Genomic DNA, 16,540 nt, shown 5'->3' with positions numbered 1-16,540 from the left:
AGCCATTAGGTTAAGCCATTATCTTAAAAATAAGTAAATGAAAAAAATAGCTTTAGTTTTATTGTTTTGTTCTGCCGTAGGATTCGCACAGCAGGATGCTCAGTATACACAATATATGCATAATACCATAAACATAAATCCTGCTTACGCTGGTTCAAGAGGAGTTATGAGTATTTTTGGGTTGTATCGTACACAATGGGTTGGACTTGACGGAGCGCCCGAAACAAGTACTTTATCATTAAATACACCTATAAACAGCAGTAATGTAGGATTAGGATTTTCATTGGTAAATGATAAAATCGGACCAACAACCGAGAACAATTTTTCGGTAGATTTCTCTTATTCTATTCAAACATCTGCAACAGCAAAACTTTCATTTGGTATTAAAGGATCTGCAAATATTTTCAACCTTGATCCAAACAAGTTAACGCCGGAACATCAGGGAGACCCGCAGTTTTCTGACTTTAAAAATAAGTTTTCACCAAACGTAGGAGCAGGGGTTTACTGGCATTCAGATAAAGGATATATTGGTTTATCTGTACCAAATTTCATCCAGACCAATCGATATGATGATAACGATGTGGCCATTTTTAAAGAACAAATCAATTACTATTTAATTGCAGGTTATGTATTCAATTTAGATCGTTACGAAACCATCAAATTCAAACCGGCAATTTTAGGGAAAATGGTCGAAGGTTCGCCGCTTCAGTTAGATGCTTCGGCAAACTTTATGTTCAACGACAAATTTGTTGTGGGAGTTTCATACCGTTGGAGCGCCGCTTTAAGTGCACTGGCAGGATTTCAAATCAACAAAAGCATGTACATTGGTTATGCTTACGACCGCGAAACAACCAAGTTAAACAATTACAATTCTGGTTCGCATGAAATCTTCCTGCGTTTTGAATTTATGAAAGGTTATAATCGAATTACATCACCAAGATTTTTCTAATTATGAAAATGAAAAAAATAGTATATACACTTTTTTTATCCTTCTTTTTCTTTAACGCAATAGCACAAAAAGCAGTTTTAGCTAAAGCCGAAAAAGAATACAATGATTTCGCTTACGCGGATGCCATTGCGATTTACGAAAAGCTTGCAGCCAAAGGTTATGAAGATGAAAAAATGTTCCAGAGATTAGGAAACGCTTATTATTTTAATGCCGAACTGCCAAAAGCCGCCACTTGGTACGATAAGCTTTTTGCCCTAAATGCACAGCAGGAACCAGAATATTTATACCGTTATTCACAATCTCTAAAATCAATTGGAGATTATGCAAAAGCAGATAAAATGCTGGACGCCTTCAATAAAAAAACAAATACAGACAGCCGTGGAATTTTGTTCGAAAACAACAAAAATTACTTAGAGCAGATTAAATTAAATTCTGGCCGATTTGATATTTCGAGTGCAAATGTAAACTCAGAAAGTTCAGATTTTGGAAGCGCTTTTTATAACAACAATTTAGTTTTCAGTTCAGCCAGAAAAATTGGTAAAGCAGAGGGAAAAACTTTTAAATGGACCAATAAATCTTTTACCAATTTATACATTGCTCCTATAAAAGCTGACGGAAATGTTTACAATCCGGTTCTTTTAAACAAAGAAATTAATTCTAAGTTCAATGAATCGACACCGGTATTTACAAAAGATGGTAAAACAATGTATTTTACCCGAAACAACTATTTAGACGGAAAACGCGGTAAAAATGATAAAAACATCACTTTACTAAAGTTATATAAAGCCACTCTTGTAGACGGAAATTGGTCAAATATAACCGAACTTCCTTTTAACAGTGACCGTTACAGTACAGCACATCCAACTTTAAGTTTAGACGAAAAGAAATTATATTTCGCTTCAGATATGCCGGGAACTCTTGGACAGTCAGATTTGTACAGCGTTACTATTAATGCAGACGGAACATTCGGGAAACCGCAAAATTTAGGCCCGTCAATTAATACCGAAGGAAGAGAAACTTTCCCTTTTATTTCTGGAGACAACGAATTGTATTTTGCAACCGACGGACGTCCGGGACTTGGCGGACTTGATATCGTAGTTTCTAAAATTTTAGAAAACGGAACATTCGATCAAGTACAGAATATTGGTGAACCAATAAACACAAAATTTGATGATTTCGCTTTTATCATAGACAGTCACACACGCAAAGGATATTTTTCTTCAAATAAAAAAGGCGGTGTTGGCAACGATGATATTTACAAATTCACAGAAACCAAAAAACTGGTTTGCGAAAGAACTTTAACCGGATCTATTTTCGACAGCAGAGCCAGCGAAAAAATAGAAGGAGCAAAAGTTATTTTGTTTGATGAAAACCATCAGCAGATTGAAGAATTAACCACAGCACAAGACGGATCGTATTCTTTTAAAGTAAACTGTAACAAGAAATATTTTGTTAGAGTTGAAAGAAAACAATATCCGGCAAAAGAAAGCAGTTTTGCGGTTACAACTAGTATCGATAACAAGTTAGATTTTACTTTAGAAAAAGAAAAAATCGCAGCTATCGAAATTCCGGAAATAAAAGCCATCAAAATTGGAACAGATTTAGGTAAAACCCTAAACATCTCGATGATTTATTTTGATCTTGGAAAATGGAATATTACAGATGCAGCTGCAGTTGAATTAGGAAAGATTTTAGCAGTAATGCAGGAATATCCAAAAATGAGAATCGATATACGTTCGCATACAGACAGCAGATCATCGGCAAAATCAAATTTGGTTTTATCAGATAAAAGAGCAAAATCTATTATGGCCTGGCTGGTAAGCAAAGGAATCGATGCCAAACGTTTGAGAGGAAAAGGATATGGAGAAAGCCAGCTGCTAAACAGATGTAAGGACGGCGTTAAATGTTCTGAAGAAGAACATTTAAAAAACAGAAGAAGCGAATTTATGATTATTTCTATATAACAAAGTTCATTTTTTAAATTTTTAGTTTTAATTAAAAAACCGGCAGTTTATACTGTCGGTTTTTTTATTTAATACACAAATGAATCATATTTTATGTAAATTTGATTAGATGAGTATCGAAAAAAATCTTACAAGCATACTCAGGCAGGTATAAAAACGTTTTTACAATATAACCCCAAATACTAAGGAATGAAAAAATATCTTTTGTCCGGATTTTGGATGCTCTATATGCTCTTTTTTGCAATTCCATTTCCAATGATTATATATTATGCTGTAAGCAGCGAATTCGATATCACAACATTAAAAGACAAAGATCCGTGGCTGGCATTAAGCCTTGTTGCTGTATCATTAATTCTTTGGCTGATTGTTATAATCGGTTTTTTCCAAAAATGGATATTGTCGAATTTTATAACGAAACAAAATCTGGAAAACATTAAAAGAAACGGTGTAATTCGTGAAGCCAAAATTCTAAAAGCAGTTAAAATATCAGGAAATAATGCAAAATACAATACGTATGAACTCGAATTACTGTTTAAAAATTTAGCAGATACCGAGATTACTCATAGAACAGAAATCAGCGATACAAAACCGCACGAACGACGTTTCGAAGCAGGAAAAAAACTAAACCTAATATTAAACCGAGAACCTAAAAAACTTCCGGTTTTTGTTATTGCAAATTCAGAAGGAGCAATAAATCCTATAGGTTTAGCTTTAAGAGTTTTGGGCTGGCTTTTGGTTCTGGCTCTGGTTAGCGGTTATTATTTTTATTCCTATCAGGACGAAAGCAACGGAATGGGCTGGAGATTTATGAGTTTTGGGCATCCTTTAATTATATGTCCTTTAGTCCTGATTTTCTACAGATATTTATTGAGATTTATCCTCAACAAATTCACAGGCGCAAACGGTGATTCTGTTTTAATTAAATTTAAAGGAATAAAAACCTGGGCAAAATTAATTAATGTAAGTCAAACCGGGACTTATATAAACGAACAGCCTATGATGCGTTTTGAACTCGAATATACAGACAACAAACATCATGTTCATCGAAAGAGCCTTAAAAAAATAGTAGGACTTCTAGAACTGGATATCACCAAGAAAGAACAAGTAGAAATTTTTTATTTAGCAGAAAATCCAAATCTGATTGCCCTTGCAGACGATTTTAAAAAAATGTAATAGAATGAGAAAATCAATCATCATTATAATTTGTTTTCCTCTTTTTTTAGGATGCGAACAAATCACTAAAAGCATAAACGAAACATTCAGCCCCAGCGATTCACTGGTAAGTAAAGAAACAAATTCTGATACGAAAACCGAAGCTAAGGAAATCGATGTCCAGAAAATAATAAACGAAGCTGTCGATAAACACAACGCAGCTGTAAAACAATTAGAAACCAAAACTACAGTTTTATTAAAAGACAAAAAGGAATTAAACAAAGCCGAACAAGCTTTAAAAAAACTGCCTCAATATGCAGGAAAAGAAATCTTTGTTTATTCGACCTTGTATTTCTACAATGATGGAAGAATAAATATTATGCTCCAGCATCCGGAGAATAAAAAATATGTCGATACATACGAATATAGAAATGGTGTCTGGTCAGATCCTAAACCGGTTCAATTATCAATACGCGATGATGTGCAAAAACGATTAGTGTCCCTTAATACAATCAGTTTTACAAATGCTGCCAAAGTATTCGAAATCTACAATAAAAAAGCAGAAGAAGTTGAAGGAGCAAGTCCGGCAGCAAACATTTACATTTCAATATGGGACAATAAAATAAGATGGTATCCAACCTCAATCAGCGGCAGCCGCGAAAGATATTCAATACAGTTTAACGACGACGGAACATTAAAAACTTTTACACAGGATTAATGTTTTTTTTATCCAAAATTAATACGAATGACGTTTATGAAATTTTCTTTGTAGTATAAAGATTATACGATAAAAAAAGCAAGGAAAATTTCAGTAAAAAAATTTGTAAGTTTTGTTGTTATTCCAATAAATAAAAGAAAATTATTCTGAACAATAATTATCAAAAAAATGAAAACTGTAATCCTTTTTTTGAGTTTTGATAATTTTTTACATTGTTTGAAATAATTATGAAAAATTAATTGAAAATTTTTGAAATTCTTTAGATTTGTATATAAAACAAGTCATAAAGCGGAAGAATCTTCAATGAAGGGTGAAAAGAGAGATATTGATTTATGGAGTCAAATAAAAAAAGGAGATGTTCACGCTTATCATGAATTATATGATCGGTATATAAATGTGCTTTTTACGTTTGGAATGCAGTACACTAATGACCAAACTTTAGTGCAGGATGCCATACATGATATTTTTGTAGACCTTCACCGTTACCGCAATACCATTGCCTCAGATGTTGTTGTAAAATCCTATCTTTTCACATCACTTCGAAATGATATTTTTAAGAAATTAAAATCGCAGACCAAAATCGTACACCTCGATATTGTTTCTGAAGGTTCTTATAAAACCGATTCCGCCGAAGATGAACTTATCTTTAGTGAAACTACTTTAAATAAAAATGCCAGTTTAGCTCTGGCCTTATCTTCGCTTACCCCAAAACAGCGTAATGCACTTCATCTTCGTTTTAGCGAAGATCTCTCTTATGAGGAAATTTCTTCTACTTTAGAAATTAGTCTGGAATCATGCAGAACATTGATTTACAGGTCTTTAAAAGAATTGCGAGCTAAGCTTTAAAAAAACTTTAAAAAAACATTATTTTTTTTGTCTATGTTTTTGCCTTTTAGTTCTTATAGCAATATAGAGATTCTAAAAGAAAAATATTTTGTACCCAAATTTCAAAATTTTACCAGAGAAAAATAAAATTGATCTAAAAGCAAGAATTGCCGAAAGCATTGCATTAGAGAAACAACGTGCCAGAAGAAAAAGGCTTCGCACAATTTCTTGGAGTGCTGCAGCTGTACTTTGCTTAGGATTAGGAATAACCATTGTATTAAAACAACAACAAAAAGAAATAAGCCCAATTGAACAGTTTGCCAACAGCAATAAAACAAGCGGTTCTTCTTTTGAAAAAAGCAATCAGGTGCAGCTGGTTTTATCAGATAAAGAAGCTGTTAATGTAAGCGACAGCACAACAATAGCTTATGATGCCTCAGGAAATAAAATCAGCGTTAACAACAAACAGATTAAACAGATAAATTCTCTTGAACCGCAATACAATACCGTTTTAGTACCGTATGGAAAAAGAGCACAGCTCAGCCTTGCCGACGGAACTCAGGTTTGGCTCAATTCAGGATCAAAACTAATTTATCCTACCACTTTCGACGGTTCATCAAGAGAAGTGTTTTTAGAAGGAGAAGGAATTTTTGATGTAGCACATAATGCCTCAAAACCTTTTTATGTAAAAGCAGCGAATAATTACAGCGTGCGTGTATTAGGAACCTTATTTAATGTAAGCTGTTATGCAAAAGATGCTAAAGTTTCGACAGCACTTTTAAGAGGAAAAGTACAGGTTTCTTATGCTAAAAAAGGTCTTTTTAGTTCAGATACGCTTCAGACAATTTTAAAACCGGGAACAATTGCTTCTTTAGATAAAAAACGAGAAACAATAAAAACCACTGCACAAAATGTCGAGCCTTTGTTTTCATGGAGAAAAGGATATTACGAATTCTCTCAGGAAAAACTTCCATTGGTTTTAGACAAATTAACACGCTATTACAATGTTGATTTTGTAATGAACAAAAAAGTGAGTTCCGGCGAAACATATTCAGGAGCTTTTAAACTTAATGATGATTTAGATAAAGTGGTAAAAACATTAGAAGCCACTACAGGATTCGAATTCGTTTACGATGCAGAAACTAGAAAAATAACTATTAACTAAGTATGAATGACTAAAAATTAAGAATGCCTATGATATAAAAACAAAATTTAAAAATAAAGTAATCTAACCAGACCAAAAAAAAAACCAAAAGATGCGGGAACATCTCTTGGCTTATGTGAAATTTTAATTGCGTCTGCAATTATTCAAATAACTAAAACAAAATTATGAATAAAAATCATGATATAGGCCTGCTATTGCCTAAAAAAATCATCAACCTTACTTTTATTTTAATTATGAGAGTATTCATTTTAGTTCTGTATTTAGGATTAACCAGTATCTACGCTAATAGTGCCAAAGCACAAAATGAAATCTCAGTAAAGGTTCAGGGAGCTTCTTTGCAAACTCTTTTTACAACCATCCAGCAGAAAAGCGATTACGTATTTTTTTATAACGACGATTTATTGTCTTCTGCAAAAAAAGTAAGTTTAAACCAATATGCCACTGTTACGGAAATTTTAGATACAGCTTTGTCAAATACAGGATTAACCTATACTATTATTGACAAACAAATTGTAATTAAAAAAAGTAAAAAAATACAGCCCGTTCAACAGCAGGAATATGATATTACCGGTACTGTAACCGATAAAAGCGGAAATCCTTTAATTGGCGTTAACGTAATTCTCGTTAGTAATAAAAGCAATTGGGACATAACACGCGAAAAAGGCGAATTTAGAATAAGAGCAACAGCTTCAGATTCATTACGTTTTGATTATTTAGGATATAAATCAAAAACGGTAAGGATTAATAACAAAAGAGTAATCAACGTTATCCTGACACCAGATGTTATGGAACTTACAGGTGTGGCAGTAGTAGCTTCAAACGGATATACTGATATTCCAAAAGAAAGAGTAACCGGAGCTTTTGAAGTTATTGGAGCCAAAGAACTGGCCGAAGTTCCAACAGTAGACATTCAGTCAAGACTTGAAGGAAAAATGGCAGGTGTAAATGTAGATCCAAGAACAGGTTCAATCACTATTAGAGGAACAAACAGCTATAGCGGAGTAGGATCGCCTCTTGTAGTTATTGATGGTTTTCCGCAGCCTATAAATGATTTTTACTTTAGTAAAAGAGGCGTTTCGGGTTCTTCTATTTTAAGTTATCTTAATCCGGATGATATAGAAAGTATTACTGTTTTAAAAGATGCCGCTGCAAGTTCGATCTGGGGTTCACGCGCCGCTAACGGAGTAATTGTAGTAACTACTAAAAAAGGTAAAAAAGCAGAACCAACAATCAGTTTTACCACCACGACTACAATTGGTGAAAAAATGGATTTAGGAAAACTGCGCGTAATGAATACAGCTCAATATGTTGATTACGAAAAAGATTTAGTTGCAGGCGGATTTGTTTCAGACGATATCAGCAACTGGCAGGCTAAAAATCCTAGTGCTGCTCAGGAAATCATGTTCAGACAAAAAAGAGGCGAAATTTCACTTACCGAAAGAGATCAGTTATTAAACCAATTATCTCAAAATGACAATCTGGGGCAAATCAATAAATATTTGTTAAGAAATTCAATTACAACACAATACGATTTATCGGTAAGCGGCGGAAACGAGAAAAGCACTTATTATTTGTCTTTAGGCTATAATAAAGATCAGGCAGCAATGAGAGGAAATGAATCTCAGTCTTATAATATCACGCTTAACAACTCTTTTCAGCTAAAAAGCTTTTTAAAATTAAACACAGGATTTAATTACGTTTCTACAAATTATCAGGTTAACAATACTGCAAACGAAGCATTATCAAATGTATCCAGTTTTGCACTTCGTCCGTATGATATGATTGCTGACGAAAACGGAAATGGTCTTGATCGTTATATTATTTTCAGACCAGAAGTCGCAAAAGGATTTGAAGCAAAAGGATATCTGCCTTGGTCTTACAATTATTTAGATGAATTAAACTACTCTAATGTAGTAACAAAAGGCGCCAACATTCGATTAAATGCCAGTTTAACCGCAACTGTTACCAACTGGTTAAATTTTGAAGCATCTGGAATGTATACTTCAATTGCAAACAAAATCAAATCGTTAAGTGAACTCGACAGTTATTTTGCAAGAAACATGATTAACGAAGCCACATCTGTAAATACAGCAGGAAAATTAGTGTACGGTATTCCGGTGGGTTCGTATTTATACAATACCACATCAGGAAATGATTCGCAAAGCATGCGTATTCAGATGAATATCAATAAAAATTTCAATGACAATAACAGCCTGCACTTTTTAGCCGGTTCAGAAATTAGAGAAGAACGCAGAGAAGGTTCAAGCCAGAGATTTTACGGATACAATCTGGATACTAATTCTGGCCAGTCAGTAAACCCAACCGTTTATTATACTACAATTTATGGATGGCAGAATATCATTGGAACTTCAGATAACAGCATCAGCAAATACAGAGACCGTTATTTATCATATTATGGACTAGGTTCTTATGATTTTAAAAACAGATACCATTTATCTTCAAGTATTCGTTTTGACGATTATAACTTATTAGGAGCTTCAAGAAAAAACAGAGCGCTTCCATTATGGTCTGTTGGTACAAAATGGGATGTTAATAAAGAATTTTTCCTTAGAAATGTAACTTGGCTAAACGACTTAGCATTCAGAATTACTTATGGAAAAGCAGGAAGTGCACCGGGAGGCGGTTTCGGCAGCCAGAGTGCAGTTATTGGCGTAGGTTCAGTAGATTTTAATACCCAATTGCCAACAGCTTATATATCGGTTCCCGAAAATCCTGAGATCAAATGGGAAACAACATCAACCTTAAACTTTGGTTTAGATTATGCTGTTTTTAATAATCGCTTACGCGGAGGTGCCGATTTGTACTATAAAAAATCAAAAGATATTTTAACCAATCTGCCTTTTAACCCAACAACAGGCTGGGGCTATTTAAACTATAATACCGGAACACTTGAAGGGCACGGAGTAGATTTAAATATTGCCGGAACTATTATAAATGCCGCTTTTAAATGGAACAGCAGTTTTAATATTTCATACAATACAAATGAAGTTACAGATTCTCGTTTTACAGCCACAACTACAAATCAATACTTATCTGGTGTAACTACATTAGGTAAACCTATTGGATATCTGTATGCCTACAATTGGGCAGGATTAGATGCAAATGGTCAGTCTACAGTTTATAAAAAAGACGGTACAGTTGTCAATGCAAATCAGGGAATTTCAACAATCGATAAAGATGATTTAAAATACATGGGGACTACGTTTGCTCCATATTTTGGAGGTTTTATGAACGACTTCTCATATAAAAATTTCAGACTTGGAGTACAGATTACCTATTATGCAGGTCACGTATTTAGAAACACAGTATTACAGAATTATCCTTCTTATACAGGAGTACAATATGGTGCTGTTGCCAAAGACGAACTTATTGCAGACCGATGGAGACAAGCCGGAGACGAAGCAACTACAAATGTTCCTGGTTTAGCTAACATTAGTTATAATAGTTTGAATCGTTATCAAAATGCAGACATCAACGTACTACCGGCAGATAACGTAAGATTACAGCAGGTTTCATTAAGCTATAATGTGCCAAGCCAATGGTTAGAAAAAACTTTTATAAAGTCATTGAGTTTCAATTTGGCAGCGAGAAATTTAGGATTATTGTGGGTTAAGAATGATTTAGGCATCGATCCGCAGTACTTATCAAATAATAACTATAATACATTGCCGCCGCAGCGTAATTATACTTTACAGTTTAATTGTAGTTTTTAATTTTAAAAAACAGATTTTATGAAATTTCTAAAATTCACACTATATATTTTCCTGCCGGTACTTTTATTAAACTCTTGTAGAGATTATGTTGAAGTAGAACCAGTGGGAAACAACAGAATCTTAAAATATACTTCTGATTACAGAGGTTTGGCAAACAATTATAACGATATGACTTCCTCAGGAGGAATTTATCTTCTTTCTAATGCAGACGCCGAATTTCCAACCACATACCAAAACGGTGTTTCCACAATCTGGGGTAATAGTTATACATGGCAGGATAGAATATACGATCCTTCACAAGGCGATGCAGACTGGATTGGTTTATACAAAGCAGTATATTACAGCAACGTAATTCTTAACGGAGTTATGGGAAGCGAAAAAGGAACAGATGCAGAAAAAAAAGAAATTTATGCCGAAGCCTTTGTACACAGAGCTTTTGCTTATCTGCAATTGGTAAATACTTATGGTCCGCAGTTTGATCCGGCTTCTGCCAATTCAGAAAAAGCAGTTCCGTTATTATTAAAGCCAGAATTGTTTTCTTCTCTGGAAAGAAGCACAGTAGGGCAGGTATACGACCAGATTATTTCTGATTTAAAAGATGCATTGGCAAATGATATTCAGGATTCACCACAGTTTAATGTACTGCCTTCAAAAAGAGCTGTTTATGCGCTTTTAGCAAGAACCTATTTATATATGGGATCATATCAGTTAAGTTTAGACAATGCAGAAAAAGCCCTTGCAATGCAAAACGGTTTAATTGACCTAAACAGTTTAGCGACAGGATTCAGCTATCCGGTTTTAATTCAAAATCCCGAAGTTATATTCTCAAAAACATTACTAAACGGTTATGTTGGCATTCCTTTGTCAAACGATTTATTAAACAGTTTCGAAACCAATGATCTGCGTTACAACTTTTACACAATGGCCGGAACAAATTTCTTTCCAACGTATACCGGAAGAGGTTTTGGAATACCAAGATACAGCCAGACAACGGGAATTAACGTTGGAGTATCAGTTCCTGAAATGTATTTAATTGCTGCCGAATGTTATGCCAGATTAGGACAAACACAAAAAGCGATAGACAATTTAAATATCGTAAGAGCCAAAAGATATAAATCAGGACAGGCATATCAGGTTTCGGCTTCAACAAGCAAAGAAGCATTAGATTTAGTTTTGGTTGAAAGACAAAAAGAATTCATAGGAAAAGGATTCCGCTGGTTCGATCAAAAAAGATTAAATCTTGATCCTGCTTACCAAAAAACATATACCAGAGTTTTTAAAGGACAAACCTATACACTGGCACCAAACAGCGCTGGGTATGTATTCCCAATCAATCAAAATTATATCGATTTAAACCCTGAATTAGGGAAATAAAAAACACAGCAATGCTAAAAAAAATAATAAATATCAAATTACTGGTATTGGTTTTTTGTGCCTTTACCTTACAAGTTACAAGTCAGGAAACAAAGCTGAGATTAACCGGAATGGCAGATGTGCCCATTCCGGGCGCAGTTTTAAAGATGACCTATGATGCTAAAGGCGGACCGCTGGAAAACATTAAAGATATCAATGGTTATGCCTACGTTTTTAATGATTACAGATGGGAAATTGAAGACCTGAAAATGAAGAAAAACGGCGCTGTTTGGAATGTCGAATTTACGGTTCCAAAAAACTGTGCCTTCATGGCTTTCAAATTCTATGGCAATACCGATAATGGTCTGGTTACTGATACAGGACAAGACACCGGATATCTTTTAGTAGCTTTTAAAGAACCTAAAGTAAAAATGCCCGGCGCAGACTTAGCCTGGGCAACTTTTAGAAACAAAGATTTTAATGGTCAGTTTGGCGGTTATTTTAAAGAATTTACTATCAACGGAGATGCTGCAGAATATTGGTTAAAGAAAGAAGTAGCCGATAATGGAAACAGATTTCCTGAATTTTTTGATACCTATTTTAAAGTTTTGAAAGTACAAAAGCCTGAAAAATTTCAGGAATTAGGAAGCCGTTTTTTGGGAGATTTCACCAAAAAAATGAAAGGAATGCCGGAAGAAGTATATCTGAAAGTACATAACATTTATGCTTATGAATTAAAAGATAAAGCAAAAGCAGATTCTATTGAAAATGTAATTGTAAAACAATTTCCAAAAGGCGCTTTTTTAAGATTCAAAGCTTATCAAAAAATTATGCCTATTGCAGATGCTGCAGAGAGAAACAAAGTGATCACTCAGTTTTTAGTTGATTTTCCATACACGACGGATGTACCGGATTCGCAAAAATATTTCTATGACAACATTGTAAAAATGCAGTTTGGATATTACTTTGACAATAAAGACTATAAAAGTATTTTGGCCTTAATTCCAACCATGAATTTTGCTAATTTAAACGATGCTTATCATCAAAATATTTCGAAAGCATTATATCTAAAAGTAGTAGATCCTGCAGTTATCGAAACAATGGCAGTGCCAATGATTAAGCTGATGCAGGAAAAAGTAAATGATTTATCATACATGCAGGGCATTTACTGGTCACCAAATCAGGCGACAGAAAATGCAAAAACACAGTTGAATAACGAATTGGTGATTCAGATTCGTATGTACGATATGCTGAAAAAATACAAAGAAGTTTTAGAAACTTTTGAATTACTGCCATTCCAAAAACGTTACGAAAAAGCCAGCATCAACGACATTCATGTTAGAGCTTTAGAGGCTTTAAACAAACCAACAACCGAAGTACTGAAAAATGCTGCAAGAGCCAACACTTTATCAGAAAGCTTAACAGCGAAACTAAAAGAAGCCTTTGTAAAAGAAGGAAAAAAAGAAGCTGATTTTCCGGCTTATTTAGAGCAGTTGAAAAAAGAAAACAATTCTGAAGAAAAAATTGCTTTAATGAATCCAGTTCCGGCTCCGGCAATTAAAGTTCAAAGCGCAGACGGAAAAACAAAAGATTTAGCTTTAAGCAGCGGTAAAATCATCGTAATCGATTTTTGGGCAACCTGGTGCGGACCTTGTAAAAAAGCATTTCCGGCTATGCAGCAATTGGTAAACAACTTTAAAGAAGACAAACAAGTTGAGATTTATTTCATAAGCACACAGGAAACAAAAGAAGGCTATAAAAAAGAAGCTGCGGCTTATTTAAAAGAAAAAGGTCTAAAGCTTGACACTTATTTTGATTTAGTAAAAAAAGGCGGCGGCACAAACAATGCTTCATTTTCAAACTATGCGGCGATTTTTAAATCAAGCGGCATTCCTAGAAAAGTAGTAATCAAGAATGGACAGATTCGTTTTACATCAGAAGGATATTCAGGAAATCCAGGACAGCTTGTAGACGAACTTACAAACGTTATTAATGCTTTAAAAAACGAATAGTTTTTTGAAAATCAGAAATATATGAAAAAAGTATTTTTACTATGTACACTCGCTTTGAGTGTACATAGTTTATCGGCACAGAAAAAAGCGGTTGACGAATCGGCTTACCAAACATGGAAAAGAATCAACAGTAAATCATTGTCATATAATGGTAAATGGTTGTCGTACAGCACCGTATTTCAGGATGAAGAAAAAGAAAATCAAAAACAGATTATCATTCAGGAAGCTCCAAAAGGCAAACGTTTGGTTTTAAATAATACCAGCGATTTAAAGTTTATTGGAAAAAAAGACTGGATTCAGTACAGCGTAAACGACAGCACTGTTTTACAAAATCTAAAAACAGGTGTAAAAAAACTCTGGAAAAGCAAACATTATACAAATGCTCTAGAAGGAACAGATTTTCTTTATTATACACGACCAGAATCTGCAAAAGGAGAATTTTTCCTGCAGCGTTTGGTTTGTTACAATTTAGAAAGCAATGACAGCATTTTTGTAAACAACATAAAATCGTCACGTTTTTTAAAGAACAAATCCATTGTATATGTGCAGATTGAAAAAGACAAAGTATTTTTAAAACAAGGAATTCCGGGAGGAAAACAGCAGACAATTTACACCACAAAAGCTTCAGATTTTGGCGATTTTCAGTTAAACAACAAAGAAGACGGCGGTACTTTTACACTTAAAACCAACAACAATGCTGATTTTAATATGGTGTATTATTTCAATTTAAAGACCAATTCAGTAACACCATTGTTCAATTATGATGATATAGTTTTAAACGATCCGTCATATTCAATATCAAAAACGGCGTATAGTTTAAACGAAAATGGCAATTACATTCAGCTGCAGCTTTTCTCTAACAAGCGTCCTGAAAACAATCAAATGCCGAAATCAAATGCCGAAATATGGAAAACGGCACAAGGCGCTATGGAACGCAGACAAGAAATGCTTCGCAATTCAAAAACGCAGCCAAGCGAACAAAAATACATTTATGATATTAAAAACAAAAAAGTCATTAAACTGGCTGCAACAGGAGAATTTGATCAGGTAATTATACCGGAATCAGGTAATTTTAAAGGCGTTTTTGCAATCGATAAAAAACCATACGCAGTAGAAGTTGACTGGACATTTAACGAGCGCAGCGATATTTACTGGATCGATGTTGCAACAGGAAAATCTACAAAAATACTAACAGGCGTTTTTGGCGGCATAAGCTTGAATCCTCAGGGAACTTTTGCGGTTATGTATGATGAAAAGCAAAAAGTGTGGACTGTTTTTGACAGCTCTTCAATGCAGTTTAAGAACATAAGCGCACAAATTCCTTTTCCGGTTTCAGATGACAATGTCGATATGAAATCAGCCAATACCGCTTACGGAATTGCCGGATGGTTAAACAACGGAAACACAGTCGTAATTTACGATGAATTTGATATGTGGGCAATTGATCTTTTAAATCAAAAAGCACCGTACACTTTGACAAAAGAATACGGAAGAAAAAACAAAATTGCACTTCGTTACGGCGAAGAAGGTTTTATAGGCGATTTTGAAAACAGGAAAACCGTAACTCTAGCTGGATTTGACACCCAGCATAAATCTAAAGGTATTTACAAACTAGCAGGAAATATAATAACCAAAGTATTTGCAAATCCTGATTATAATGTTAGAATCGAAGCCGTTTCAGCAGATGATTCTAGTGTTTTGTTTTCTAAAGAAAGTTATACCATTTTCCCTGATTTATGGTGGGGAACTGTTGCTTTTGGTTCACAGCAAAAAATTACAGACATCAATCCGCAGCAAAAAGAATATGCCTGGGGAACTTCAAAATTAGTGACCTGGAAAAGTTTCAGCGGAAAAGAAAATCAAGGAAACCTTTATCTGCCGGATAATTACGACAGCAAAAAAACATATCCTGTAATTGTTCATTTTTACGAAAAACATACTGCCGATTTAAACCAGTATCAAATGCCGGAATTAAGCAGCTCCAACATTAATATTCCTTTATTTGTAAGCCAGGGATATATTGTTTTTCAGCCAGATGTACATTACACATACGGAGATGTTGGAAACAGCGTTTATAATGATGTGGTAAGCGGTGTAGAATATTTAATATCAAAAGGCATTACAGAAAAAGGAAAAATTGGAATTCAGGGACATAGTTTTGGCGGTTACGAAACGTCATTTTTAACAACCAAAACAGACATTTTCAGCTGTGCAATTGTAGGTTCGGGAGTTAGTAATTTTACGGCAAACTATCCCGTAATGCGATCAAACGGTATATCGACTATGTTTAAATACGAAGCCGATCAATACAGAATGGGAAGTTCTTTATATGATAATTTAGACGGTTATATCAAAAACTCGCCAATTTTCTCAGCCAAAAATATCAAAACGCCAATTCTTATTTTTCATAATGACAATGATCGTGCAGTGCCGTATCAGGAAGGACAGTCTTTATTTTTTGCACTTCGCCGTTTAGGAAAACAAGGATGGCTTGTGAATTATAAAAAAGAAGGTCATAGTCTGGATGGTGCCGAAAACAAAAAAGACTGGACAATCAAAATGCAGCAGTATTTTGATTATTACTTAAAAGGTGCAGCGCGCCCAGACTGGATGTAATATAAGCCGATACATTTATACAACCCGAAGACTGTTATTTGAAGGTTTCTTA

General features: G+C 34.4%; 10 protein-coding genes. All 10 read left to right on the top strand.

What is annotated here, in order from left to right:
- Positions 1–37 precede the first annotated feature (37 nt).
- The 10 genes from PQ462_RS13230 (at position 38) to PQ462_RS13185 (ending at position 16,488) form a co-directional block, all read left to right on the top strand.
- Positions 38–949, top strand: a complete 912-nt coding sequence (locus PQ462_RS13230; protein ID WP_012025927.1) for a PorP/SprF family type IX secretion system membrane protein — start codon at positions 38–40, stop codon at positions 947–949.
- A gap of 2 nt (positions 950–951) precedes the next feature.
- Positions 952–2,913 (top strand): OmpA family protein, encoded by a 1,962-nt coding sequence (locus PQ462_RS13225; protein ID WP_274250309.1) that lies wholly within the window; start codon positions 952–954, stop codon positions 2,911–2,913.
- Positions 2,914–3,102: 189 nt separating this feature from the next.
- Positions 3,103–4,086, top strand: a complete 984-nt coding sequence (locus PQ462_RS13220; RefSeq protein WP_274250308.1) for a hypothetical protein — start codon at positions 3,103–3,105, stop codon at positions 4,084–4,086.
- A 4-nt stretch (positions 4,087–4,090) separates the two neighbouring features.
- Positions 4,091–4,783 carry a hypothetical protein gene (locus PQ462_RS13215; protein ID WP_274250307.1) on the top strand — a complete coding sequence of 231 codons (693 nt, stop codon included), beginning with the start codon at positions 4,091–4,093 and terminating at the stop codon, positions 4,781–4,783.
- A gap of 303 nt (positions 4,784–5,086) precedes the next feature.
- A complete protein-coding gene (locus PQ462_RS13210; protein ID WP_274250306.1) occupies positions 5,087–5,629 on the top strand; it encodes an RNA polymerase sigma factor in 543 nt (180 codons plus the stop codon).
- 88 nt (positions 5,630–5,717) lie between these two features.
- Positions 5,718–6,773, top strand: coding sequence for a FecR family protein (locus PQ462_RS13205; protein WP_274250305.1), 1,056 nt, complete (start codon positions 5,718–5,720; stop codon positions 6,771–6,773).
- A gap of 164 nt (positions 6,774–6,937) precedes the next feature.
- Positions 6,938–10,507, top strand: a complete 3,570-nt coding sequence (locus PQ462_RS13200) for a SusC/RagA family TonB-linked outer membrane protein (protein ID WP_274250304.1) — start codon at positions 6,938–6,940, stop codon at positions 10,505–10,507.
- A gap of 18 nt (positions 10,508–10,525) precedes the next feature.
- Positions 10,526–11,881, top strand: coding sequence for a RagB/SusD family nutrient uptake outer membrane protein (locus PQ462_RS13195; protein WP_274250303.1), 1,356 nt, complete (start codon positions 10,526–10,528; stop codon positions 11,879–11,881).
- Between the two features lie 11 nt (positions 11,882–11,892).
- A complete protein-coding gene (locus PQ462_RS13190) occupies positions 11,893–13,872 on the top strand; it encodes a TlpA family protein disulfide reductase (RefSeq protein WP_274250302.1) in 1,980 nt (659 codons plus the stop codon).
- Between the two features lie 21 nt (positions 13,873–13,893).
- Positions 13,894–16,488, top strand: coding sequence for an alpha/beta hydrolase family protein (locus PQ462_RS13185; protein ID WP_274250301.1), 2,595 nt, complete (start codon positions 13,894–13,896; stop codon positions 16,486–16,488).
- The last annotated feature ends 52 nt before the right edge of the window (positions 16,489–16,540 follow it).

This window comes from Flavobacterium sp. KACC 22758 (genome assembly GCF_028736135.1).
GTDB classification, from domain to species: Bacteria; Bacteroidota; Bacteroidia; order Flavobacteriales; family Flavobacteriaceae; genus Flavobacterium; species Flavobacterium johnsoniae.
The sequence above is the reverse complement of the archived record's forward strand: the minus strand, read 5'-3'. Positions and strand labels throughout refer to the sequence as shown.

Excerpts from the sequence above, each read along its gene's own strand:
- PQ462_RS13230 (WP_012025927.1), top strand. The coding sequence starts at position 38 with ATGAAAAAAATAGCTTTAGTTTTATTGTTTTGTTCTGCCGTAGGATTC.
- PQ462_RS13225 (WP_274250309.1), top strand. The coding sequence starts at position 952 with ATGAAAATGAAAAAAATAGTATATACACTTTTTTTATCCTTCTTTTTC.
- PQ462_RS13220 (WP_274250308.1), top strand. The coding sequence starts at position 3,103 with ATGAAAAAATATCTTTTGTCCGGATTTTGGATGCTCTATATGCTCTTT.
- PQ462_RS13215 (WP_274250307.1), top strand. The coding sequence starts at position 4,091 with ATGAGAAAATCAATCATCATTATAATTTGTTTTCCTCTTTTTTTAGGA.
- PQ462_RS13210 (WP_274250306.1), top strand. The coding sequence starts at position 5,087 with ATGAAGGGTGAAAAGAGAGATATTGATTTATGGAGTCAAATAAAAAAA.
- PQ462_RS13200 (WP_274250304.1), top strand. The coding sequence starts at position 6,938 with ATGAATAAAAATCATGATATAGGCCTGCTATTGCCTAAAAAAATCATC.
- PQ462_RS13195 (WP_274250303.1), top strand. The coding sequence starts at position 10,526 with ATGAAATTTCTAAAATTCACACTATATATTTTCCTGCCGGTACTTTTA.
- PQ462_RS13190 (WP_274250302.1), top strand. The coding sequence starts at position 11,893 with ATGCTAAAAAAAATAATAAATATCAAATTACTGGTATTGGTTTTTTGT.
- PQ462_RS13185 (WP_274250301.1), top strand. The coding sequence starts at position 13,894 with ATGAAAAAAGTATTTTTACTATGTACACTCGCTTTGAGTGTACATAGT.